23 protein-coding genes and 1 riboswitch are annotated in these 24067 nt (G+C 61.3%); of the genes, 13 read left to right on the forward strand and 10 right to left on the reverse strand.

All coding sequences use genetic code 11. The features are described from left to right. Window positions 1–76 precede the first annotated feature (76 nt). Both A7317_RS27270 and A7317_RS27275 read right to left on the reverse strand, forming a co-directional pair. On the reverse strand, window positions 77–463 hold the full coding sequence (locus A7317_RS27270) for an MAPEG family protein (protein WP_024077856.1): 387 nt from the start codon (window positions 461–463) through the stop codon (window positions 77–79). A 31-nt stretch (window positions 464–494) separates the two neighbouring features. Beyond that, window positions 495–1328 carry an EamA family transporter gene (locus tag A7317_RS27275; RefSeq protein WP_024077857.1) on the reverse strand — a complete coding sequence of 278 codons (834 nt, stop codon included), beginning with the start codon at window positions 1326–1328 and terminating at the stop codon, window positions 495–497. Between the two features lie 124 nt (window positions 1329–1452). Here A7317_RS27275 and A7317_RS27280 point away from each other — a divergent pair, with 124 nt between their 5' ends. Then, window positions 1453–2712, forward strand: a complete 1260-nt coding sequence (locus tag A7317_RS27280) for a cation:proton antiporter (RefSeq protein ID WP_024077858.1) — start codon at window positions 1453–1455, stop codon at window positions 2710–2712. On the opposite strand, the gene A7317_RS27285 is transcribed toward A7317_RS27280, so the two are convergent. Continuing rightward, entirely contained in the window at window positions 2706–3593 is an 888-nt protein-coding gene (locus tag A7317_RS27285) for a formate/nitrite transporter family protein (RefSeq protein WP_024077859.1), read from the reverse strand. The two genes, A7317_RS27280 and A7317_RS27285, sit on opposite strands and share 7 nt — an antisense overlap. Before the next feature lie 75 nt (window positions 3594–3668). Continuing rightward, a complete protein-coding gene (locus A7317_RS27290; protein ID WP_041161043.1) occupies window positions 3669–4073 on the reverse strand; it encodes an acyl-CoA thioesterase in 405 nt (134 codons plus the stop codon). Between the two features lie 198 nt (window positions 4074–4271). Beyond that, window positions 4272–4378: riboswitch (S-adenosyl-L-homocysteine riboswitch) on the forward strand. Between the two features lie 21 nt (window positions 4379–4399). Here A7317_RS27290 and ahcY point away from each other — a divergent pair. The 5 genes from ahcY (at window position 4400) to A7317_RS27315 (ending at window position 10959) form a co-directional block, all read left to right on the forward strand. Then, complete coding sequence (gene ahcY / locus A7317_RS27295) at window positions 4400–5809, forward strand: adenosylhomocysteinase (protein ID WP_069077187.1); 1410 nt, start codon at window positions 4400–4402, stop codon at window positions 5807–5809. 167 nt (window positions 5810–5976) lie between these two features. Then, on the forward strand, window positions 5977–6822 hold the full coding sequence (gene metF / locus A7317_RS27300; protein WP_069077461.1) for a methylenetetrahydrofolate reductase [NAD(P)H]: 846 nt from the start codon (window positions 5977–5979) through the stop codon (window positions 6820–6822). Between the two features lie 78 nt (window positions 6823–6900). Then, a complete protein-coding gene (locus tag A7317_RS27305; protein WP_069077188.1) occupies window positions 6901–7983 on the forward strand; it encodes a hypothetical protein in 1083 nt (360 codons plus the stop codon). A gap of 63 nt (window positions 7984–8046) precedes the next feature. After that, on the forward strand, window positions 8047–8850 hold the full coding sequence (locus A7317_RS27310) for a substrate-binding periplasmic protein (RefSeq protein WP_069077189.1): 804 nt from the start codon (window positions 8047–8049) through the stop codon (window positions 8848–8850). Window positions 8851–9072: 222 nt separating this feature from the next. After that, on the forward strand, window positions 9073–10959 hold the full coding sequence (locus tag A7317_RS27315) for a DEAD/DEAH box helicase (RefSeq protein ID WP_069077190.1): 1887 nt from the start codon (window positions 9073–9075) through the stop codon (window positions 10957–10959). Window positions 10960–11027: 68 nt separating this feature from the next. On the opposite strand, the gene A7317_RS27320 is transcribed toward A7317_RS27315, so the two are convergent. Together A7317_RS27320 and A7317_RS27325 are read right to left on the reverse strand one after the other, a co-directional pair. After that, complete coding sequence (locus A7317_RS27320) at window positions 11028–11624, reverse strand: YceI family protein (RefSeq protein WP_041161044.1); 597 nt, start codon at window positions 11622–11624, stop codon at window positions 11028–11030. 32 nt (window positions 11625–11656) lie between these two features. Next, complete coding sequence (locus tag A7317_RS27325) at window positions 11657–12208, reverse strand: cytochrome b (RefSeq protein WP_024077867.1); 552 nt, start codon at window positions 12206–12208, stop codon at window positions 11657–11659. Between the two features lie 274 nt (window positions 12209–12482). On the opposite strand from A7317_RS27325, the gene A7317_RS27330 reads away from it, so the two are divergent. Together A7317_RS27330 and A7317_RS27335 are read left to right on the forward strand one after the other, a co-directional pair. Next, complete coding sequence (locus tag A7317_RS27330) at window positions 12483–13889, forward strand: adenosylmethionine--8-amino-7-oxononanoate transaminase (RefSeq protein WP_069077191.1); 1407 nt, start codon at window positions 12483–12485, stop codon at window positions 13887–13889. Window positions 13890–14039: 150 nt separating this feature from the next. Continuing rightward, entirely contained in the window at window positions 14040–14759 is a 720-nt protein-coding gene (locus A7317_RS27335; RefSeq protein WP_024077869.1) for a 16S rRNA (uracil(1498)-N(3))-methyltransferase, read from the forward strand. 304 nt (window positions 14760–15063) lie between these two features. Here the strand turns inward: A7317_RS27335 and rsmD are convergent, their stop codons facing one another. The 3 genes from rsmD to A7317_RS27350 are packed head-to-tail and all read right to left on the reverse strand — an operon-like array spanning window position 15064 to window position 18519. After that, complete coding sequence (gene rsmD / locus A7317_RS27340) at window positions 15064–15681, reverse strand: 16S rRNA (guanine(966)-N(2))-methyltransferase RsmD (protein WP_024077922.1); 618 nt, start codon at window positions 15679–15681, stop codon at window positions 15064–15066. After that, window positions 15681–17171: a M16 family metallopeptidase gene (locus tag A7317_RS27345; protein ID WP_069077192.1), complete on the reverse strand. Its 1491-nt coding sequence runs from the start codon at window positions 17169–17171 to the stop codon at window positions 15681–15683. Before A7317_RS27345 ends, rsmD begins: the two co-directional genes overlap by 1 nt. Beyond that, on the reverse strand, window positions 17164–18519 hold the full coding sequence (locus A7317_RS27350) for a M16 family metallopeptidase (protein WP_069077193.1): 1356 nt from the start codon (window positions 18517–18519) through the stop codon (window positions 17164–17166). The genes A7317_RS27345 and A7317_RS27350 overlap by 8 nt, the downstream gene beginning before the upstream one ends. A gap of 232 nt (window positions 18520–18751) precedes the next feature. Between A7317_RS27350 and ftsY the strand changes: the two genes are divergently transcribed. The 4 genes from ftsY (at window position 18752) to rpoH (ending at window position 22829) form a co-directional block, all read left to right on the forward strand. Continuing rightward, on the forward strand, window positions 18752–20158 hold the full coding sequence (gene ftsY / locus A7317_RS27355) for a signal recognition particle-docking protein FtsY (RefSeq protein ID WP_069077194.1): 1407 nt from the start codon (window positions 18752–18754) through the stop codon (window positions 20156–20158). Beyond that, window positions 20155–20826 carry a cell division ATP-binding protein FtsE gene (gene ftsE / locus A7317_RS27360; RefSeq protein ID WP_003213784.1) on the forward strand — a complete coding sequence of 224 codons (672 nt, stop codon included), beginning with the start codon at window positions 20155–20157 and terminating at the stop codon, window positions 20824–20826. The genes ftsY and ftsE overlap by 4 nt, the downstream gene beginning before the upstream one ends. Next, the gene (gene ftsX, locus A7317_RS27365) at window positions 20823–21845 is read left to right on the forward strand and encodes a permease-like cell division protein FtsX (protein WP_069077195.1); all 1023 of its coding nucleotides are present in this window, start codon (window positions 20823–20825) and stop codon (window positions 21843–21845) included. Before ftsE ends, ftsX begins: the two co-directional genes overlap by 4 nt. A gap of 129 nt (window positions 21846–21974) precedes the next feature. Then, the gene (gene rpoH, locus A7317_RS27370) at window positions 21975–22829 is read left to right on the forward strand and encodes an RNA polymerase sigma factor RpoH (protein ID WP_003176698.1); all 855 of its coding nucleotides are present in this window, start codon (window positions 21975–21977) and stop codon (window positions 22827–22829) included. 47 nt (window positions 22830–22876) lie between these two features. Here rpoH and mtgA read toward each other — a convergent pair whose 3' ends face one another. After that, a complete protein-coding gene (mtgA, locus tag A7317_RS27375) occupies window positions 22877–23599 on the reverse strand; it encodes a monofunctional biosynthetic peptidoglycan transglycosylase (RefSeq protein ID WP_024077917.1) in 723 nt (240 codons plus the stop codon). A gap of 74 nt (window positions 23600–23673) precedes the next feature. Here mtgA and A7317_RS27380 point away from each other — a divergent pair, with 74 nt between their 5' ends. Next, window positions 23674–24051 (forward strand): DUF423 domain-containing protein, encoded by a 378-nt coding sequence (locus tag A7317_RS27380; protein WP_024077916.1) that lies wholly within the window; start codon window positions 23674–23676, stop codon window positions 24049–24051. The last annotated feature ends 16 nt before the right edge of the window (window positions 24052–24067 follow it).

Genomic DNA, 24067 nt, shown 5'->3' on the forward strand with positions numbered 1-24067 from the left:
GGCTGCGTAGCGGCCCCAGCGGTTTTGGGAGCGCTACGCACGCCAGCGGGAACAAGTGTGCTCCCGCGAAGCCAGGTCAGATCGAGACGAAGAAGAAACTCGCAATCAGCACCATGCCCACCGTCCACACCAACGAACGCAATATCGCCCAGTCCGCCAGGTAGCAGATGATGTACAGCAGGCGGCTGGTGATAAACAGCACCGCCAGCACGTTGATGGTCACCAGCGACGCCGTACCGGCGATGTGCGCAATGATCACCGCCGCGGCAAACGCCGGGGTCACTTCAAAGCTGTTGAGTTGCGCACTGTGAGCACGCTTGGCAAAGCCTTCGAGGGTATCGAGGAAAGCGCGCGGGTCGTGGTTCTGCCTGAGGCCGAACTTGCCGCCACTGAACTTGGCGACGCCCGTGCACAGGTACGGCAGAAAGATTGCAATCAACACACACCAGAAAGCCGCTGTCATCACTCATTCCTTTTTTGGTTTTATCTGACGGTTAGAGCTTCATCACGAACATGCCGATCAGCACCAACCCACAGGCTATGAGCCGTGGCCGGCCGAAAGGTTCTTTCAGATAACGCATACCGAACAACACCACCAGGATCACGCTGACTTCCCGCAGCGCGGCAGCCTCGGCAATCGAGCCCAACTGCATGGCCCAGAGCACCAGAGCGTAGCTCAACAATACGCAGAACCCCACGCTCAACCCCAGCCGCCATTGGGTGCGCCAAAACAGGTTGAACGCCGCGCGCTTGCGTACCACCGCCAGCAACGGGAATGGCCAGGCGCTGATCAGCGTCAGCCACACCAGGTAATCCAGCGGGTGTGACCAACGCCGCAATGCCTGGCCGTCAAGGAAGGTATAGCAGCCAATGCACAGGCCGATCAGCGCCACTACCGGCAACATCGACCAGGGCAAACGGTCGCCACCACCGCCCTGCCATAGCAGGCACAGCATGCCGAACGGGATCAGCAGGATGCCGAGGATTTGCTGGGTGCTCAGCACTTCACCGGCGAACACCAGAGTCAACGCCAGTACCACCAGGGGCGACAGGCCACGCATCAGCGGATAGACCAGCCCCAGGTCGCCGACGCGATAAGCTTGAATCAGCAGATAACGGTAGAGCAGCTCAAACAGCGCCGAGGCGATGATCCACGGCCAGATGTCCAGCGGCGGCACCGACACAAACCCCACCGCCAGCACCACAAACAGCAAGGCCACAGTGTCCATGCAAGCGATCACAAGCAGGCGCTCGCCGCTGAACTTGATCAAGGTGTTCCAGGTCGCATGCAACAGCGCCGCTACCAGCACCAGAGCTGTCGCTACCAATGCAATCTCCTTAATTGATTCGTGATGTATCAACGCCTGTTTATACTAAACGCCGCCTCGGCGCACCTGCCGCGCCTGCATCTGCCCAGTTGAATCCCCTCTCCCACCTCCCCAAGGACCCCGGATGCTTGAACTTGTCGCCGCCTTCATTTGCCTCACCACCCTGCTCACCTATGTGAACTTCCGTTTTATCGGCCTGCCGCCCACCATTGGCGTGATGGTCACCGCCCTGCTGTTTTCGCTGATCCTGCAAGGCCTGAGCGTGCTCGGCTACCCGGGCCTGGAGGAACGTATCCAGCAGTTGATTGGCCAGATCGACTTCGGCGACCTGCTGATGAACTGGATGCTGTCGTTCCTGCTGTTCGCCGGCGCCTTGCACGTGAACCTCAACGACCTGCGCAGCTACCGTTGGCCCATCGGCCTGTTGGCGACCTTTGGCGTGCTGATCGCCACCGGGGTGATCGGCAGCCTGGCGTACTACATCTTCGCCCTGTTCGGCTGGCACGTGAGCTTCCTCTACTGCCTGCTGTTCGGCGCGCTGATCTCACCCACCGACCCGATTGCGGTGCTGGGCGTGCTGCGTACCGCCAATGCGTCGAAACCACTGAAAACCACGATCGTCGGCGAGTCGCTGTTCAACGACGGTACAGCCGTAGTGGTGTTTACCGTATTGCTGGGTATCGCACAGTTGGGCGAGACGCCCACCGTGGGCGCCACCGCGATGCTGTTCGCCCATGAGGCAATCGGCGGCGTGGTGTTTGGCGGGCTGATCGGTTACCTGGTCTACCTGATGATCAAGAGCATCGAACAGCACCAGATCGAAGTGATGCTGACCCTGGCATTGGTGATCGGTGGCTCGGCGATGGCCACCGAACTGCACGTCTCGGCACCGATTGCGATGGTGGTGGCAGGCCTGATCATCGGCAACCTGGGCCGCAAGCTGGCGATGAACGATATGACCCGGCGCTACCTGGACGGTTTCTGGGAGTTGCTCGACGACATGCTCAACGCCCTGCTGTTCGCGTTGATCGGCATGGAGTTGTTGCTGTTGCCGTTCAACTGGCTGCATGTGTTCGCGGCCAGCTTGCTGGCGGTGGCGATCCTGCTGTCGCGCCTGCTGACAGTGGCCCCGGCGATCCTGCTGCTACGGCGCTGGCGCACGGTACCTCGCGGGACTATTCGCATCCTGACATGGGGCGGGCTGCGCGGTGGGGTTTCGGTGGCGCTGGCGCTGGCCCTGCCGTTGGGCCCGGAGCGCGACCTGCTGCTGAGCATCACCTACATTGTGGTGCTGTCGTCGATCCTGTTGCAGGGACTGAGCATCGGCAAGCTGGTCAAGCGCGTGACCGAGGGCGAACCCCAGGCCACGCCCGACACTCACTGACCCTTGTCAATCTGCTGCGGATGCCTGGGGTCCGCAGCCTTTTTGCCCGGCAAACTGCTTTCACTGCGAATCTGCGCATGGCTGATCAGCGCAAAGATGAAGCTGCCGCCAATGATATTGCCGGCCAGGGTCGGCCCGGCGAAGACCAGCCAGAAATCCTTCCACGGCAGCTCACCGGCGAACACCAGGTAGGACACCTCGGCCGAGCCCACGACGATGTGAGTGAAATCGCCCAAGGCCATCAGGTAGGTGATCAGGATGATGATCCACATCTTGGCGCTTTCCATGGACGGAATCATCCACACCATGGTCGCGATCATCCAACCGGAAACAATGCCTTTGGCAAACATCTGGCCGGCATCGTTTTCCATGATCTTGCGCCCGATTTCAAGGAAAGCATGGTCGGTCTTGGTATCGAAGATCGGCAGGTGCAGCATCACGTAGGCCACCAGCAGAGTGCCGCACAGGTTGCCCACCAGCACCACGCTCCACAACCTCAACAAGCGTCCGGCGTTGGCCAATGTAGGTTTGCTCATCACCGGCAACACCGCGGTCAGGGTGTTTTCGGTGAACAACTGCTGGCGTGCAAGAATCACCGCCAGAAAGCCCGCACAGTAACCGAAGCTGGCGATCACCTTGAACGCCTCGCCGTCCGGCAGGCGGGAATTGAGTAGCCCCATGGCCATCAACGACAGCCCCATGGTCAACCCGGCGGCCAGCGCCGACCACCACAAGGCAGCGACACTTCGCTCCAGCTCCTGGTCGCCCTGGGTACGGATGATTTCGTGCAGCACCGCTGCGCGGGGCGGTTGGTTTTTGTCGACGTCGTGCTGTTCTTCCTGCGACAGGTTGGGGGTCTTGCCGTCTTCTTGGGTGGCCATGGTGATACCTGAACGGGGGGCGGTGTTCAGGTACGACCTATCGCCTATCAAGAGCGTTCACTGCCACCCGCAGGATTAATTCTTGATGCCGTCTTCCTGGAATTGGTCCTTGACGTACTTGATCTCGGTACGGCCATGGGGCGCGGGTAAACCGTCCTCGCCGAGGTTGACGAAGACCATTTTTTCCACGGTCAGGATGCTTTTGCGGGTGATTTTGTTGCGCACTTCGCAGGTCAGGGTAATGGAGGTGCGGCCGAACTCGGTGGCGGTGATGCCCAGCTCGATGATGTCGCCCTGGCGCGAGGCGCTGACAAAGTTGATTTCGGAGATGTACTTGGTCACCACACGCTGGTTGCCCAGCTGGACAATCGCGTAGATGGCTGCTTCTTCGTCGATCCAGCGCAGCAGGCTGCCGCCGAACAGGGTGCCGTTGGGGTTGAGGTCTTCAGGTTTTACCCATTTGCGGGTGTGAAAGTTCATGGTCACTCCAAAGCGCGTGGCGAAATGATGGGCAACATCATGGCAGAGCCTGCCCCCAAGCTCTATGCGCCATTGCCTATCAAGCCGATGAGCGATCTTCACGTCGTCGACAGAAAGGCTTGGGAAGTGCCGCGTACACGGCTATAATCGCCCCCGCTTCAAAACGGTCATCTTCAGTTGATACCGTTCTCCCGCCACCTGTCCGAGGGGCGCTGCAGCAGGCTAGGCCTGTCAGGCTCGGATGGGGCGTTGTCCGGCCTGGTTGTCCTGGCCTGATACTAAACGCACAACGGCGCCCATTCGCACACTACGAATGGAGGCTCTTCATGAGCGCTGTAATTACGCCTGCAGATTTCACCGACTACAAAGTCGCCGACATGTCCCTCGCCGCCTGGGGCCGTCGCGAAACCTTTATCGCCGAATCCGAAATGCCAGCCCTGATGGGCCTGCGTCGCAAGTACGCCGCTGAGCAGCCGCTCAAGGGCGCGAAGATTCTCGGCTGCATCCACATGACCATCCAGACCGCCGTGCTGATCGAAACCCTGGTTGCCCTGGGTGCCGAAGTGCGTTGGTCGTCCTGCAACATCTTCTCGACCCAGGACCAGGCCGCTGCCGCCATCGCCGCCGCCGGTATCCCGGTATTCGCCTGGAAAGGCGAGACCGAAGAAGAGTACGAGTGGTGCCTGGAACAAACCATCCTGAAAGATGGCGCGCCATGGGATGCCAACATGATCCTCGACGACGGCGGCGACCTGACCGCGCTGCTGCACACGAAGTACCCGCAGATCCTCGACCGCGTCCACGGCGTGACCGAAGAAACCACCACTGGCGTGCACCGCCTGCTGGACATGCTGGCCAAGGGCGAGCTGAAAATCCCGGCCATCAACGTCAACGACTCGGTGACCAAGAGCAAGAACGACAACAAGTACGGCTGCCGTCACAGCCTGAACGATGCCATCAAGCGCGGCACCGACCACCTGCTGTCGGGCAAGCAAGCCCTGGTGATCGGCTACGGTGACGTGGGCAAGGGTTCGTCCCAGTCCCTGCGTCAGGAAGGCATGATCGTCAAGGTTTCCGAAGTCGACCCGATCTGCGCCATGCAAGCCTGCATGGACGGTTTCGAAGTGGTTTCGCCGTTCATCGATGGCGTCAATGACGGCACCGAAGCGAGCATCGACAAGGCCCTGCTGGGCAAGATCGACCTGATCGTGACCACCACCGGCAACGTGAATGTTTGCGATTCGAACATGCTCAAGGCCCTGAAAAAGCGCGCCGTGGTGTGCAACATCGGTCACTTCGACAACGAGATCGACACCGCTTTCATGCGCAAGAACTGGGCATGGGAAGAAGTAAAGCCACAGGTACACAAGGTTCACCGTACCGGCGCTGGCGCTTTCGACCCACAGAACGACGACTACCTGATCCTGCTGGCTGAAGGCCGCCTGGTTAACCTGGGCAACGCCACCGGCCACCCAAGCCGCATCATGGACGGCTCGTTCGCCAACCAGGTACTGGCGCAGATCTTCCTGTTCGGCCAGAAGTACGCCGACCTGTCGCCAGCCCAGAAAGCCGAGCGCCTGACCGTGGAAGTACTGCCGAAGAAACTCGACGAAGAAGTGGCCCTGGAAATGGTCCGCGGCTTCGGCGGCGTGGTGACTCAACTGACCAAGACCCAGGCCGACTACATCGGCGTGACCGTCGAAGGTCCGTTCAAGCCGCACGCTTACCGCTACTAAGTAACCAGCCCGACCTGCTGTACCTGTAGGAGCGAGCTTGCTCGCGAAAAACTCAAAGGCACCGCGTTCATCCTGAATGCACGCGTTATCGTTGACGTTCTTCGCGAGCAAGCTCGCTCCTACAGTGCAGGTGGGTTGCACGCTTCTGAGTTTCAAAGGGTATGACCATGTCCCAAGACCGTCGCTACAGCTTCGAGTTCTTCCCCACCAAGACCGATGCTGGGCATGAAAAACTGATGGCGACTGCCAAGCAGTTGGCCAGCTACAACCCCGACTTCTTTTCCTGCACCTACGGCGCCGGCGGCTCGACCCGTGATCGTACGATCAACACCGTGTTGCAGCTGGAAAGCGAAGTCAAAGTTCCCGCCGCCCCGCACTTGTCGTGCGTGGGCGACAGCAAGGCCGACCTGCGCAGCCTGCTGACCCAATACCAGCAAGCCGGCATCAAGCGTATCGTCGCCCTGCGTGGCGACCTGCCCTCCGGCATGGGCATGGCCAGCGGTGAGCTGCGCCACGCCAATGACCTGGTGAGCTTCATCCGCGAGGAAAGCGGCGATCACTTCCATATCGAAGTGGCGGCTTACCCGGAGATGCACCCTCAGGCGCGCAATTTCGAAGATGATCTGCAGAATTTCGTGCGCAAGGCCAACGCTGGCGCCGACAGTGCGATCACCCAGTACTTCTTCAACGCCGACAGCTACTTCTACTTCGTCGAGCGTGTACGGGCCATGGGTGTGAACATCCCGATCGTGCCCGGCATCATGCCGATCACCAACTACAGCAAGCTCGCGCGTTTTTCCGACGCCTGCGGTGCCGAGATTCCACGCTGGGTACGCAAGCAACTGGAAGCCTATGGCGACGACGTCAAGAGCATCCAGGCGTTCGGCGAACAGGTTATCAGCGAGATGTGTGAACAATTGTTGCAAGGTGGCGCGCCAGGGTTGCACTTCTATACCCTGAACCAGGCTGAACCCAGCCTTGCCATCTGGAACAACCTCAAGCTGCCACGCTAAAGCTTGTCCGGCTGTGCCAAGGCCCTCGTTTCTACGAGGGCCTTTGTCGTTTTACATGCCTACGGAACCCAGCAGTTCATGAATACAGCGCCCACGACTTCCCGCCCGCAACTGGTCTACCTGGTCTTTGGCTCCGAGACCTACCACCAGGAGGCGGTATTCAGTATCGCCAGCGCACTGGCGTTTCTGCAGGAAACCCCGGACGCCGCCGTGGACATCCAGGTATTCAGCGACAACCCACAACCCTATCGCCTGCTGCCGGTGCGGGTGCGCCCGCTGGACGAGGCCACGCGCAAACGCTGGAGCGAGCCCCACGGCTATCATTTCCGCACCAAGCACGTGGCGCTGCGCCAAGTGCTGGAAGAGTCGCCGCTGGCGATCCTGATCGACACCGACACCTTCTTCCACCATTCGCCCATGGACCTGTTCGAGCGCGTGCAACCCGGCACGCTGTTGTGCAACGCGTTCTACACCCGGTATGGCGATAACCACGAAAGCGTCCTCTACACCGCGCTGCACCAGCGCCTGCTGGACATGGGCGTGGCCGACGATGACATGATGACCCTCAACTCCGGGGTCATGGGCCTGACGCAACAGGACGCGCATATCCTCGATCGCTCCATTGCGTTGATGGACGAACTGTTCCCCCACGCCCAGGGCGCCTACACCCTGGAAGAGTTCTGCCTGTCGATCGCCGCCTACCGCACCGTCAACGTGCGCGAGTGCCCGGACCTGATCCACCATTACTGGAGCCGCAAGCAACTGTTTCGCGCCAAGGTCAAGGCGTGGATCGCCAAGCACGCAGCCGCCCCCACCAGCTCGCTGGCCCTGGCCGATACTCGCCAGGTCTCGGCGCACCTGCCGCGCCCGCCTCGCGTGCAGCGCCTGATGTACAAGCTGATCACCCTGCTTTTGCCCAAGCACCAGCAGCAGTTCATCCGCGAAATCCTCTATGGCTGCTACGAGCATGAGAACGAATTCGACCAGGCTTGCGGCCCGGTTTGGTGGGACAAGGCCCGGCAGAACCAGGAAGAGCGGCAGAAACGCCCGATCGATGCCCACCAGCTGGAGCATTGGTTCGCCAACCCGGTGGTACGCCTGATTCTCGGCACTCGACGCGCCGCGATCTACGAACACTTGATGACCTCGCCGGCCAAGTAGCAGCGCCCGCAGAAGCTTGCGCCAGAGCTTCTCTTTAGCGCAGGAGCGTCGTAACCTCCGGGTATGTCCGTCATCCCCAAGCTGTTGACCGTTGCCCTCTTGACTTGCCTGAGCCTGGCCGCTCATGGCGAGAAACTGCGCATTGTCACCGAGCCATGGGCGCCCTATGTGTACGACGATAACGGTGCCATGCGCGGGCTGGACTACGAAACCACGGTGATCGTGTTCCAGCGCCTGGGCGTCGATGTTGAATGGCAATTCCTGCCCTGGAAGCGCTGCCTGGCCATGCTCGAACAGGGCCATGCCGACGGCGCGCTGGATATTTTCCACAGCCACGACCGCGACGCACTGCTGCTGTATCCCAGCGAGCCCCTGTCGGAAGTGGAATTCGTATTGTTCTACGCCAACGAACGCCCTTACCCGGCCCAGACCCTCGATGACCTGCGCGGCCGGACGGTCGGCACCTCGCCGGGCTATCTGTATGGCACCGAATTCACCGACTCCAGCCTGTTCACCCGCGAACCGGCTCCCAGCCATGAAGCCAACTTCGGCAAATTGTTGCTGGGGCGCATCGATCTGCTGATCACCGACAGCCGAGTGGGTCAGCATGTGATCAAGCAACTGGGCCTGGAGGGCAAGGTCAGCCAGGCTCCCCTGGTGGTCAGCCGCCAACAGCAATTCCTCGCCGTGCGCCGTGGCGCGGGCATGGACCTGCTGGTGCAACGCTTTGCCGCCGAGCTCAAACGCTTCAAACAAGAGCCGGCCTACACTGCCTTGAGCGCCAAATACGGCGGCCTCCATGCCAAAAACGCTGCCATTACGGCACCTGAACGCACCGTTGAGCAGCAGGAAAGCAGCGCGCGGTGATTGCTCTGTTATACTCCGGCCTTCCCGCCAGGCTTACGCCCGGCCGCTGAGGTCTTGAAAAAGGCACCCAACCCCGCTACTGCGCAGCTTTCAAGCCCGCGCGAGCCGGTGGAGTGCCCGCCAGACGCAGCAGGACCGGACGGGATTGCGCTCCCCTAAGCGCCATTCACGCCCGGCAAGATTATCCCTTTGGGCCAAGCCCTAACTAAAACAGGATTACTCATGTCCTTTGCTTCCCTCGGTCTCTCCGAGGCTTTAGTCCGCGCCATCGAGGCAGCGGGCTATACCGAGCCTACTCCGGTGCAACAGCGGGCCATTCCCGCCGTGTTGCAAGGTCGCGACCTGATGGTTGCGGCTCAGACAGGTACTGGTAAAACCGGCGGCTTCGCCCTCCCGATTCTGGAGCGGTTGTTCCCCAACGGTCATCCGGACAAATCCCAGCGTCACGGCCCGCGCCAACCGCGCGTCCTGGTCCTGACCCCTACCCGCGAACTCGCCGCCCAGGTGCACGACAGCTTCAAGCTGTATGCCCGCGACCTGAAGTTCGTCAGCGCCTGCATCTTCGGCGGCGTCGGCATGAACCCACAGGTTCAGGCCATGTCCCGCGGTGTCGACGTGCTGGTCGCCTGCCCAGGTCGCTTGCTTGACCTGTGCGGCCAAGGCAGCGTCGATTTGTCCCACGTGGAAATCCTCGTGCTGGACGAAGCCGACCGCATGCTCGACATGGGCTTTGTCCATGACGTGAAGAAGGTCCTCGCCCGCCTGCCGGCCAAACGTCAGAACCTGCTGTTCTCGGCAACGTTCTCCAACGACATCACCGCCCTGGCCGGTAAGCTGCTGCACAACCCGGAACGTATCGAAGTCACGCCGCCGAACACCACGGTCGAGCGTATCGAGCAGCGCGTGTTCCGCCTGGCCGCCAGCCACAAGCGTTCGTTGCTGGCGCACCTGATCACCCACGGCGCGTGGGAACAGGTCCTGGTGTTCACCCGCACCAAGCACGGCGCCAACCGCCTGGCCGAATACCTGGACAAGCACGGCCTGACCGCCGTTGCCATCCACGGCAACAAGAGCCAGAACGCGCGTACCAAGGCCCTGGCCGACTTCAAGGCCGGTGAAGTACGCATCCTGGTAGCCACCGATATCGCCGCGCGCGGCCTGGATATCGACCAGTTGCCCCACGTGGTCAACTTCGAACTGCCAAACGTCGACGAAGACTATGTGCACCGTATCGGCCGTACCGGCCGCGCCGGTCGTTCGGGCGAGGCCATTTCCCTGGTCGCACCGGACGAAGAAAAACTGCTGAAAAGCATCGAGCGCATGACCAAGCAGAAAATCGCCGATGGCGACCTGATGGGCTTCGATGCCAGCGCCGTCGAGGCTGAAAAGCCTGAAGTACGCGAGCGTCCGGACGTGCGTAACCCACGCAACCCACGCGGTCCGAAGGGCGATGGCCCGAACGGCGGCGGTGGTGGCGGCGGCCGTCGTGACAAGGGCAAGGACAAGGGCGGCAAGGAAAAAGCGCCAACCAACGGCCGTGGCGAACGCCCGGCCCGCGAGCAGAAACCCCGTGAAGGCACCCCGGCCCGCGAACAGCGCCAGCCGAGCCAGCCACCACGCGCCGCATCCGATCGTGCCCCGGACGAGTTCCTTGATGACGACGTGGATAACTTCGGTAACCGCGTCGACTACGTGCCCCAGGCCAAACCGGCCCAGGGCCGTGGCCGTCGTCCAGGCGCACCGGCACAAGGTGCTGGCGCTGGTGCTCCACGTGGCGGCCAGCCGCAGGGCGGTCGTCAGAACGGCCCTCGCAACAGCAGCGGCGGCACCACCGGCACACCACCGGCCAAGCGCAGCGGCCCGCGTAATGGCGCACCCCGTGATGGCCAGGCGCGTCGCGAAGATTCGCGCAGCAACAACCGCCGCCCGGCCCGTGACGACCAGCCACGCTTGTCCGAACCCGCCGTGCAGAACCCACGCGGTGGCCCGGCGCCAAAGATCATCCACAAGGAGTCGAAAGCCGACCGCTTCCCGACACCGGAGCAGTTGGATCAACTGCCAGGCCGTCCTCGTGGTGAAAAACCAGCGCTGCTGACCCGCAACCGCTGAGTTTCAACGCACCATAAAAAATGCCCCGCATCCAAAGATGCGGGGCATTTTTGTATGCGAGGCGAAAATTACTTCGCTTTCACACCTTCAAACGTGACGTACAGTTCAACCGTGTTGGACGCTGGGCCCAGGTCCATCTGCTTGCCGAAGTCCTGGCGATTGAAGCTGGTGGTGCCTTCAAAGCCAGCACGGTAGCCGCCCCATGGGTCCTTGCCTTCACCCAGGAAAGTCGCCTTGACGACGATCGGCTTGGTCACACCGTGAAACGTCAGGTCGCCGGTCACGTCAGCAGTGACTTGGCCTGCAGCATTTTTACCGGTGGTTTTAACACTGGTGGAGACGAACTTGGCATCGGCAAACTTGCCCACGTCCAGGAAGTCTTTGCTGGAGATGTGCTTGTCACGTTCGGCGTGGTTGGTGAACACGCTGGCGGTACGGACATTGAACTCAATCTTGCTGTCTTCAGGCTTGGCGGCATCGAAGCTGAACTTGCCGTCCAGATCCTTGAAGGTACCGGTGATGTAGCTGTAGCCCAAGTGGCTGATCTTGAAATCAACGAAGGCGTGCTGGCCTTCTTTGTCGACAACATAATCAGCGGCCATCACCTGGCCTGCCGACAGCAGAGCAGAACCGATTGCCAGCGCGGCGAGTGTCTTTTTCAACATGCTTTCTATTCCTTGTGAGTCGAGGTTGAACATCAGGCTTTGCGCCCCAGCATTCGCTTAAGGGTCGCATCACGATCGATAAAGTGGTGTTTCAAAGCAGCCACGCCGTGCAAGCCGGCAAAGACCACCAACACCCAGGCGAGGTACAGGTGCACCACGCCAGCGGTGTCCGCCTGGTCCGGTAGACCGGAAACCACGGCAGGAATGTCGAACAGGCCAAACACCGGGATACCGACACCGTCTGCGGTGGAAATCAGGTAACCGGCAATCATCACGGCAAACAGGCCGATATACAGGAACGCGTGGCCAAACGCGGCGCCGATACGAGTCAAGCGGCTGTAGCTGGCCAACGGTGGTGGCGGCGGGCTGATCAAACGCCAGACGATACGTACCAGCATGATGGCGAACAGTGTGATGCCAATACTCTTGTGCAGGTCCGGCGCGTCTTTGCGCCAGGCGCTGTAGTAGTCGAGCCCGACCATCCACAAGCCCAGGGCGAACAGGCCAAACACCACCAGGGCCACGCCCCAGTGCAAAATCATACTGACCCAGCCGTATCGGGCCGGAGAGTTACGTAGCTGCATGTACTTAATCCCGTAAGAACTGTGCCCAAGACTAGCGATTTACCTATCGAATTAAAGCGGAAAATTTTGCTTTGAAATATCGAGAAATACGATCTTGAGGGTATGAAGAGTAAATTAACCAAGGATTAAGGACTATCCAGAAGAAACGTGACAGACCGTCCTGCGTTTACTGCCAATTCATACATAACAGGTTGTGACAAACCCGCCCATTGCATAGGCTTGCGCGATTGTTTCACCTGCGCCAGTTGCAGGACCGCTTCGAGGAGATAACCCGATGGGCTTGAACAACCAGTGGATGCAACGCGACCTCGCGGTGCTGTGGCATCCCTGCACCCAGATGAAAGACCACCAGCAACTGCCGCTGATCCCGATCAAGCGCGGTGAAGGCGTGTGGCTGGAAGACTTCGAAGGCAAGCGCTATCTCGACGCCGTCAGCTCCTGGTGGGTCAACGTCTTCGGTCACGCCAACCCGCGCATCAACCAGCGCATCAAGGACCAGGTCGACCAGTTGGAACACGTGATCCTCGCCGGCTTCAGCCACCAGCCGGTGATCGAACTGTCCGAACGCCTGGTCGCGATGACGCCCGAAGGCCTGACCCGCTGCTTCTATGCCGACAACGGTTCGTCGTGTATCGAAGTCGCCCTGAAGATGAGCTTTCACTATTGGCTCAATCGCGGCCTGCCGAATAAAAAGCGCTTCGTGACCCTGACCAACAGCTATCACGGCGAAACCATCGCCGCGATGTCGGTGGGCGACGTGCCGCTGTTTACCGAGACCTACAAGGCGCTGCTGCTGGACACGATCAAGGTGCCCAGCCCGGATTGCTACCTGCGCCCAGCCGGCATGAGCTGGGAAGAACACTCGCGCGCCATGTTCCTGGCCATGGAGCAGACCCTGGCGGACAACCATGACACCGTCGCCGCCGTGATCGTCGAGCCGCTGATCCAGGGCGCGGGTGGCATGCGCATGTACCACCCGGTGTACCTCAAGCTGCTGCGCGAAGCCTGCGACCGCTATGGCGTGCACCTGATCCACGACGAAATCGCCGTGGGCTTCGGTCGCACCGGCAGCATGTTTGCCTGTGAGCAGGCCGGCATCCGCCCGGACTTCCTGTGCCTGTCCAAGGCCCTCACGGGTGGCTACCTGCCGCTGGCGGCGGTGGTGACCACCGAAGACGTCTACGCGGCCTTCTACGACGACTACCCGACCCTGCGCGCCTTCCTGCATTCCCACAGCTACACCGGCAACCCGCTGGCGTGCGCGGCAGCATTGGCGACGTTGGATATTTTCGAAGAAGACAACGTCATCGAGAACAACAAGGCATTGGCCCAGCGCATGGCCACCGCCACCGCGCACCTGGTCGACCACCCGCACGTATCCGAAGTGCGCCAGACCGGTATGGTACTGGCCATCGAGATGGTCCAGGACAAAGCCACCAAGACCGCCTACCCGTGGCAGGAACGCCGTGGCCTCAAGGTGTTCGAACATGCCCTGGAACGTGGCGCGCTGTTACGGCCGCTGGGCAGCGTGGTGTATTTCCTGCCGCCCTATGTGATCACGCCGGAGCAGATCGACTTTCTGGCAGAAGTCGCCAGCGAGGGCATCGATATCGCGACCAACAGCCAGGTCAGTGTGGCGGTGCCGAAGGACTTCCACCCAGGTTTTCGTGATCCGGGCTGATCATCCCGCGCCCCTGCAGGAGCCGGCTTCCTGTGGCGAGGGCGCTTGCCCCCCCTGGGGTGCGAAGCGCCCCAACAGCCGGCGACTGCTGCGCAGTCGAACGGGAGCAAGCCAGCTCGCGCCTACAGAACACTTTTCCAGAGAACAGAAATGAGACTGTCCCGTTTTTTCACCGACACCCCGCTGAGCCTCGGCGACCATGAACTGCCGGAAGCCCAGGCGCACTACATCAGCCGCGTGCTGCGCATGGGCGAAGGTGACGCCGTGCAATTGTTCGACGGCTCCGGCCAGGAGTTTCGTGGCACGCTGCTGGAGGTCGGGAAAAAACGCGTCACCGTGCAACTGACCGAAAGCTTTGCCGGGCAGAGCGAATCGACGCTGCATATCCACCTCGGTCAGGGTTTATCCCGAGGCGAGCGAATGGATTGGGCGATCCAGAAAGCCACCGAATTGGGGGTCAACGCCATCACGCCGATTTTCAGCGAGCGTTGCGAAGTGCGCCTCAAGGACGAACGCGCCGACAAACGCCTGCTGCACTGGCGCCAGGTGGCGATCAGCGCCTGTGAGCAATGCGGGCGTTCGACGGTGCCGGTGATTCATCCACCGTTGTTGCTGGCGGACTGGTTGAAGCAGGTCGAGGCGGACCTGAAGCTGGTGCTGCACCCGGTGGCCGAGCCGATGATCAGCCATGCCAAGCCTGGGAGCCTGGCGTTTTTGATCGGGCCGGAGGGTGGGCTGACCGACAACGAAGTCGACACCGCCCAAGGCGCCGGCTTCCATGCTGCCCGCCTCGGCCCACGCGTGTTGCGCACCGAGACCGCGCCGGTAGTCGCATTGGCGGTTGCCCAGCAGTTGTGGGGCGACTTCTAACCCCCCACTGCAAACCCAATCAAAAATGTGGGAGGGGGCTTGCCCTAATGCCGTTCAGTTAAGGCTTTTTTGTAGGAGCGAGCTTGCTCGCGAAAAACTCACAGGCGCGCGAGCAAGCTCGCTCCTACAGAAGGCGATGTACGCTTAACTGAACGGCATTAGGGCTTGCCCCGCGTTGGGCTGCGAAGCAGCCCCATCAAGAACACCGCATTTATTCAGTCAGAGTGCCGTCGCAGGTTTTAGGGCTGCTTCGCAGCCCGACGCGGGGCAGCCCGCTCGCCACACTTGACGCCAGTCTGAAAGGTCAGACGGCGCTTTCGACCAACCGATGCCACAGCGCGTAATACACCCGCCCGGATTTTTGTTCCCGGTGCAGGCGCCAGGCGCCCGGCAAACCCAAGGTAGACGGTGCCGTCTCGCTTTCAGTGTAGATCCATGAGTCCGGTGCCAGCCATTGGCGCTCTTCAAGCAATGCGCACACCGTCGGCAACAGGTTCTGGTTGAATGGCGGGTCGAGGAACACCACGTCGTATTCGCTCGCCGCCTGGGTTTCCAGGTAGCGCAGCGCGTCAGCGGTCTGCACCTGGCCGTTGGTGCAGCGCAGGGTGCCCAGGTGCTCCTTGAGGCTGGACACCGCCACATTGCTGGCATCCAGCGCCTGTGCCTGGGCCGCGCCACGGGACAGCGCCTCCAGGAACAGGGCGCCGCTGCCGGCAAACGGGTCCAGCACCTTCGCCCCGGCGATGTACGGGGCCAGCCAGTTGAACAGGGTTTCGCGCACGCGATCCGGCGTTGGGCGCAGGCCCACGACGTCGGGGAAGCTCAGCTTGCGGCTGCCCCATTCGCCGCCAATGATGCGCAGTTGGCCCACACCGTTATGCACGTTGTGGACAGGTTTTTTCGGGCGAGATGAACTGGCCATTAATGCTCCGGAACCCCGAGCGGCTGCTCGGCAGGTTTATCAGTGGGGGGCGGTAGTGGCTTTTGCGCAGTGGTCGGGCCGGCGGTCACGATGACCATCTTGTCGGCGCTCAAGTGTTTGTTCAAGGCAGCCTTGACCTGCTCTACGGTCAGGGCCTGGGATTGTTTCATGAAATCTTCCAGGTAGCTCAGCGGCAGGTTGTAGAAACCCATGGCGCCCAGTTGCCCGACGATATCGGCGTTGCTCGCGGTCGACAGCGGGAAGCTGCCGGCCAGCTCGCGCTTGGCGTCATCCAGCTCCTTTTGCGTCGGGCCGGTCTTGATGTAGTCGGCGAGCACATCCTCGACCAGGCGCAGGGTGCCACCGCTCATTTCCGCGCGGGTCTGCAGGTTGATCATGAACGGGCCGCGTGCCTGCATCGGCGAGAAACCGGAGTACACGCCGTAGGTCAGGCCGCGCTTCTCGCGCACTTCACTCATCAACCGGGTGCCGAAACCACCGCCGCCGAGGATCTGGTTGCCCAGGGAGAGGGCCGCGTAGTCCGGGTCGGCTCGGTCGATACCCAGTTGGGCGAACAACAGGTGGGTCTGCTTGGACGGAAACTCGATATGGCTCAGGCCAGCCTTGGGCTCGGTCGGCTGGGCGATCTTCGCCAGGGCCGGGCCCTTGGGCAGCGAGGCCGACACTTTGGCCGTCATCGCTTCGGCTTCGGCGCGAGTCAAATCACCGACCACGGCAATCACGGCATTACCCGCCGCATAAGCCTTGGCGTGGAACGCCTGCAACTGCGCGAGGGTAATCTTCGGAACGCTTTCTGGCGTGCCTTCGCTTGGGTGAGCGTAAGGGTGATCGCCGTACAGGCGCTTGAACAGTTCAAGGCTGGCCAGTTTGCCGGGGTTCTGCTTCTGGTATTCAAAGCCGGCGAGGATCTGGTTCTTGATCCGTGCCAGGGAGTCGGCGGGGAAGGTCGGCTTGCCAATCACCTGGTCAAACAGCGTCAGGGCGGCGTCGCGCTTGGTGCTGTCGCTCAGGCTGCGCAGGGAGACCAGCGCCATGTCGCGGTAAGCGCCATTGCCAAAGTCGGCGCCCAGGCTTTCAAAACCGCTGGCGATCTGGCTGACATCCTTGCCCGGCACGCCTTCGTTGAGCATGGCATTGGTCATCAGCGCGAGGCCCGGGACGTTGCCGTCCTGGCTGCTGCCAGCGGCGAACAGGATACGCATGTCGAACATCGGCAGTTCATGGGCCTCGACGAACAGCACCTTGGCGCCTTCGGCGGTGGTCCAGGTTTGCACATCGAGCTTGCGATTGGTCGGCGCCTTGCCGTTCAGCTCTGCCAAAGATTGCAGCTTGTTGGCCGATTGGGCCTTGTCCAGGGCCTGGCTGGCGACGGACTCGCTGGGGCGCAGGAAATACACGGCGCTTGCTGCGATCAAGGTGACGGCGATCAGGCCGGGCAGGATCAGGCGGCTGCTTTTGCGATCACTCATGAGCGGTCTCCTGAGGCAGAACATGGGCGACGCTGAGACGTTCGCGGGTGAAATAGGTGCGTGCGGCCTTCTGGATGTCTTCCGGGGTCACGCTTTGCAGGTCGGCCAGCTCGGTGTCCATGAGTTTCCAGGACAGGCCGACGGTTTCCAGGGAGCCGATGGCCGTTGCCTGGCTGGTGATGGAATCGCGCTGGTATACCAGGCCGGCGATGACCTGGGCACGGATGCGCTCCAGTTCTTCGGCGGTCGGTGGCTTGGCCTTCAACTCTTCCAGCAGGCGCCACAGGCCGGCTTCGGCTTGGGCAACGGTCTTTTTCTTTTGCTGGTTCGGGGTGGCCGAGAGGGTGAACAGGCTGTCACCCCGGGTGTAGGCGTCGTAGTTGGTGGATGCGGCGGATACCAGCTCTTCACCACGCTCCAGTTGCTCGGAGATCCGTGCACTGTAGCCACCGTCCAGCAGGGCCGAGATCAGGCGCAGGGCTTGGACCGAGCGCTTGTCTTCGGCGGTGGCCAGGCCGGGTACGTTGAAGCCCAGGATCACACTCGGCAATTGGGTCTGCACGTGCATCGTCAACAGGCGCTCGCCGGGCTCGGCCAGTTCCATCGGGATCTTGGCGGGCGGTACGTCACGCTTGGGGATAGGGCCGAAGTAGCGCTGGGCCAGGTTTTTTACCTCATCCGGGGTGACATCGCCCACCACTACCAGCGTGGCGTTGTTCGGCACATACCAAGACTGGTACCAGTGGCGCAGTTCCTCGACCTTCATGCGGTCGAGGTCGGCCATCCAGCCGATGGTCGGCGTGTGGTAGCCACTGGCGGGGTAGGCCATGGCCTTGAAGCGCTCGAAGGCCTTGGACATCGGGTTATCGTCAGTGCGCAGGCGGCGCTCTTCCTTGATGACCTCGATTTCGCGGCTGAACTCGTCGGCCGGCAGGCGCAGGCTGGCCATGCGGTCGGCCTCCAGCTCGAAAGCGACGCCCAGGCGGTCGCGGGCCAGTACCTGGTAATAAGCGGTGTAGTCATCGCTGGTGAAGGCATTTTCTTCGGCGCCCAGGTCGCGCAGGATCAGCGAGGCTTCGCCGGGGCCGACCTTGGCGCTGCCTTTGAACATCATATGTTCCAGAGCGTGGGACAAACCGGTCTGGCCTGGGGTTTCGTAGCTCGAACCGACCTTGTACCAGACCTGCGAAACCACCACCGGCGCGCGATGGTCTTCGCGCACCACGACCTTGAGGCCGTTATCCAAGGTGAATTCATGGGTGGGTTGTGGGTCGGCAGCCAAGGCTGAGAGGGGCAGACAAACTGTGCTGAGCAGCAGGCCTGCAGCGCGGCGGGCTAGAGCATTCATTCGTTTTTAAACCTGTTGGGCTGCCCGCTTGGTCTTAGCGTCGGCGGGCGAGGAGGTGCTAGGATACTGATCCGACTAAGGGACGGCCACTGTGGCTGTCTTGTTGAGGCCCTATTTAGGCCTTACAAAATGTTGCGCATGAACGAGCTGGCTAAAAAACAGTCTGTTACGCATCGAATTTTATTTACCGATGTGCCCCTTGGCGCGTCGCTACCTTGAGATAGCCGTCTCCATGTTTGGTTCCAACGACGACAAGAAGACCCCAGCTGCGGCTGGCGAGAAAAAAGGCCTGTTCGGATGGCTGCGCAAAAAGCCGCAGGAAACCGTCGTCGAACAGCCACAGGTTCAAGCTGAGCCGATCCCCGCTCCTATAGTAGAAGCCGAACCGGTTGCCCAAGCGCCGGCGCCGGTGGTGCTGCCGATGGCTGAACCGGTGTTGCAGCCAGTGGCCGACGTGGTGCCGGAACCTGAGCCCGAGCATAAGCCGTGGCCGGAGCTGCCGGTGGCCGAGGAGCCCGTGGCGTTGGTTGACGATGTGCAGGCCGAGCATGTGACGCCGCCGATTCCGGTGGTTATCGAGCCGGCTCCTGTTGTGTTCGAAGCCCCTGCACCTGTGGCTGTGAGCGAGCCGACACCCGTTGCGGTTGTCGCGCCCGTGGTTGAGCCGGTTCCCGTCGAGCCCGAGCCCGTCGCTGCCGTCGAAACCAGCAAGACCGGTTTCTTCGCCCGCCTCAAGCAAGGCCTGAGCAAGACCAGCGCCAGCATCGGCGAAGGCATGGCCAGCCTGTTCCTGGGCAGGAAGACCATCGATGACGAACTGCTCGAAGACATCGAGACTCGCCTGCTGACGGCGGACGTGGGCGTTGAAGCCACCGCCGTGATCATCCAGAGCCTGACCCAGAAGGTCGCGCGCAAGCAGTTGACCGACGCGGACGCACTGTACAAGTCCCTGCAAGCCGAGCTGGCCGCGATGCTCAAGCCGGTGGAAGCGCCGCTGGTGATTACCCCGAAGAAACCTTTCGTGATCCTGGTCGTGGGCGTCAACGGCGCCGGCAAGACCACTACCATCGGTAAGCTGGCCAAGAAGCTGCAACTGGAAGGCAAGAAAGTCATGCTCGCCGCTGGCGACACCTTCCGCGCCGCTGCTGTGGAGCAATTGCAGGTCTGGGGTGAGCGCAACAAGATCCCGGTGATCGCCCAGCACACCGGTGCCGATTCGGCCTCGGTGATCTTCGATGCCGTGCAAGCCGCCAAGGCGCGCAATATTGACGTGCTGATCGCCGACACCGCCGGTCGCTTGCACACCAAAGACAATTTGATGGAAGAGCTGAAGAAAGTCCGCCGTGTGATCGGCAAGCTCGATGCCGACGCGCCGCATGAGGTGTTGCTGGTGTTGGACGCCGGCACTGGGCAGAACGCCATCAGTCAGGCCAAACAATTCAACCAGACGGTACAACTGACCGGCCTGGCATTGACTAAGCTCGACGGCACGGCCAAGGGGGGGGTGATCTTCGCCCTGGCCAAGCAGTTCGGGTTACCGATTCGTTACATCGGCGTTGGTGAAGGCATCGACGACCTACGCACTTTTGAAGCCGAACCCTTTGTCCAGGCACTGTTTGCCGAGCGGGAGCGTTCATGATTCGATTCGAACAGGTCGGTAAACGCTATGCCAACGGGCATGTCGGCTTGCATGAGCTGAGCTTTCGAGTGCGTCGCGGCGAATTCTTGTTTGTGACCGGCCATTCGGGCGCCGGTAAAAGTACATTGTTGCGCCTGCTGCTGGCCATGGAGCGCCCGACTACCGGCAAGCTGCTGCTGGCCGGCCAGGACCTGGCCACCATCAGCAATGCGCAGATTCCGTTCCTGCGCCGCCAGATCGGCGTGGTATTCCAGAACCACCAGTTACTGTTCGATCGCACGGTGTTCAATAACATTGCCTTGCCATTGCAGATCCTCGGGTTGTCCAAGGCCGAGATCGTCAAGCGCGTGGATTCGGCCCTGGAGCGCGTGGCGCTGTCCGACAAGACCGACCTCTACCCGGGTGACCTGTCCACAGGCCAGCAACAGCGCGTCGGCATCGCCCGCGCCATCGTCCATCGCCCGGCCCTGCTGTTGGCGGACGAACCCACCGGTAACCTCGACCCGCGCCTGGCCGCCGAGATCATGGGGGTGTTTGAAGACATTAATCGCCTGGGCACCAGCGTATTGATTGCCAGTCACGACCTGGCGTTGATCGCGCGCATGCGCCATCGCATGCTCACGCTGCAACGCGGGCGCCTGATCGGCGACGGGGAGGCTGGCGTATGAGTGCGACCCGCAGCCCCAAGGTTTCCGAGCGTGTGGCGCCAAAGGCAGCCGACCCGCAGCCGAAAAAGAAAAAACACGACGAAGACGACGGCCCGGACTTCAGCACCCTGTTGCGCGCCTGGATCGAAAGCCATCGCGCCAGCCTGCTGGACAGCCTGCGTCGCCTGGGCAAGCAGCCCATCGGCAGCTTTTTCACCTGTTTGGTGATGGCCGTGGCCTTGAGCCTGCCGATGGGCTTGTCGCTGTTGCTCAATAATGTGGAGCGCCTGGGCGGTTCCTGGCAGCGTGCGGCGCAGATTTCGCTGTACCTGAACCTGGATGCCAGTGCCAGAGAGGGCGAGGCTCTGCGTGATGACATCAAGAACCTGCCGGGCGTGGCGGATGCCGAGTACATCAGCCGCGATCAGGCCCTTGAAGAGTTCCAGCAGCAGTCCGGATTAGGTGAGGCGCTCAAAGAGCTGCCGCAGAACCCGCTGCCGGGCGTGGTGCTGGTGACGCCGAATGAAGTCGACAAGCCTGCCCTTGAAGCGCTGCGACAAAAACTCGCAGAGATGCCCAAGGTGCAACAGGCGCAACTTGATCTAGTCTGGGTAGAGCGCCTGGCCGCGATTCTCAAGCTGGGCGACCGCTTTGTGTTCGGCCTGACGGTGCTGTTGGTGTCTGCATTACTTTTGGTGATAGGTAATACCATTCGTCTTCATATTGAAAACCGTCGCACCGAGATAGAAGTGATTAAACTGGTCGGCGGCACGGACAGCTATGTGCGTCGTCCCTTTCTGTACATGGGCGCGCTTTATGGCTTTGGTGCGGGGATCTTGTCCTGGGGTGTCCTGGCGTTTGGCCTTGACTGGCTGAATGACGCGGTGGTCGGGCTTGCCGGCTTGTACGGCAGTGATTTCGCCCTGGCGGGCGTGCCGGTTGCCGACGGTCTGTCGCTCTTGCTTGGCGCGGTATTGTTGGGGTATATCGGTGCGTGGATTGCGGTCGCACGGCATTTACGTGAGCTGGCACCGAAGTAGTTAATGTCAGGGTAATGTGGTTTCGTTTGTATTGGCCGTATCAGTAGTTTAGGGAACTTGTCCTACGGTTCCCGGTCAATTTTCGCAGTGCTGAACTGCACGAGTTATGTGAGTCGGAGGTTTTTTCGTATGACCACTTCTTTGCAACCTGCTTATGCTTTGGTCCCAGGTGCGAACCTGGAGGCTTATGTGCACACGGTGAACAGCATTCCATTGCTGACACCGGAGCAGGAGCGTGAACTGGCCGAGAGTCTCTACTATGAGCAGGATTTGGGGGCGGCTCGGCAGATGGTGCTCGCCCACCTGCGTTTTGTCGTACATATCGCCCGTAGCTACAGTGGCTACGGCCTGGCCCAGGCTGACCTGATCCAAGAAGGCAACGTCGGCCTGATGAAGGCTGTAAAGCGCTTCAACCCGGAGATGGGTGTGCGCCTGGTGTCGTTTGCCGTGCACTGGATCAAGGCGGAAATCCACGAATTCATCCTGCGCAACTGGCGCATCGTGAAAGTCGCGACCACCAAGGCCCAGCGCAAGCTGTTCTTCAACCTGCGCAGCCAGAAGAAACGCCTGGCGTGGCTGAACAACGAGGAAGTCCACCGCGTGGCCGAAAGCCTTGGCGTGGAGCCCCGTGAAGTACGTGAGATGGAAAGCCGCCTGACCGGCCATGACATGGCCTTCGACCCGGCCGCCGAAGCGGACGACGACAGCGCCTTCCAATCGCCAGCCAACTACCTGGAAGACCACCGGTACGACCCGGCGCGTCAACTGGAAGACGCTGATTGGAGTGACAACTCCAACCACAACCTGCACGAAGCGCTGGAAGTGCTGGACGACCGCAGCCGTGACATCCTCTACCAGCGCTGGCTGGCGGAAGAAAAAGCCACGCTGCACGACCTGGCGCAGAAGTACAACGTGTCGGCCGAGCGGATTCGTCAGCTTGAGAAAAGCGCGATGAATAAGCTGAAGCTGTCGATCGCGGCTTAAAAATGTGGGAGGGGGCTTGCCCCCTCCCACATTTGTTTTGTGTTGTCTCAGTCGGACCAAGGCGCCTTGCGCGAATTGTTCAACTCCACCAGATAACCATCCCCACCCAACTGGCTCATCTGCTGGCGAATCCATGCGGCCCGTCGCGCCACATAGGCGGTCGGATGGCTTGCGCTCCACACCCGTGGGTTAGGCAGTACCGCCGCCAGATAGCTGGCTTGTTGCCGGGACAGCCCCTTGGCACTTACGCCGAAGTGATGCTGCGCCGCCGCTTCCGCGCCAAACACGCCCTCATCCCACTCCACGCTGTTGAGGTACACCTCAAGAATCCGCTCCTTGGGCCACAGCACCTCGATCAGCCCGGTAAACCAGGCCTCCAGGCCCTTGCGCAAATAACTGCGGCCTGCCCACAGGAACAGGTTTTTCGACACCTGCTGGCTCAGCGTACTGGCGCCGCGAATCGAACCGCCGCGCTCGTTGTGCAGGAGCGCCGCCTGGATCGCGCCGAAATCAAAGCCCCAATGCTGCGGGAAGCGCTGGTCTTCACCGGCCATCACAGCGACCTTGAGGTCATCGGAGATCTGGTCCCAGGGCACCCAGGTGCGCTGCAGGTCAATGGGTTCGCCGTCGAACCAGGATTCAACCTTGCGTTCCACCATCAACGCCGTGAACGGTGGCGGCACGAAACGGAATAGCAGCACCAGCAAAACGCTGCCGATGGCAAACCATTTCACGACTTTGAGAAAACGATTGAAGAGGACACGCAGCATAGAGATGGCTTGGCCGAACCCGTTGAGCGGGCCATTATACAGACCCTGCCCAATGAGTCTGACTGGAGTTCCTCATGCTGCGTGGCTTTCTGATGTTGGCTGCCTTTTTCGGCTTCACCGGCGTCGCCCTCGGTGCATTCGCCGCCCATGGCCTGAAAAACCGCCTGAGCGCCGAGTACCTGGCAATCTTCCACACAGGCGTCACCTACCAGTTGGTGCACGCCCTGGCGCTGTTCGGCGTCGCGCTGCTGGCCGCGCATATGCCTGGCCGGCTGGTCAACTGGGCGGGTCTCTCGTTTACCGTCGGTATTCTGCTGTTCTCCGGCAGCCTGTATGTGCTGACCCTGACTGGCATCAGCAAGCTGGGCATCATCACGCCATTTGGCGGGCTCGCGTTCCTGCTGGGCTGGTTCTTCCTCGGCCTGGCGGCATGGCGCCTGCAGGCTGATTAAAGCTTTCGCTGACCGG

It is taken from the genome of Pseudomonas fluorescens (assembly GCF_001708445.1).
GTDB classification, from domain to species: domain Bacteria; phylum Pseudomonadota; class Gammaproteobacteria; order Pseudomonadales; family Pseudomonadaceae; genus Aquipseudomonas; species Aquipseudomonas gorinensis.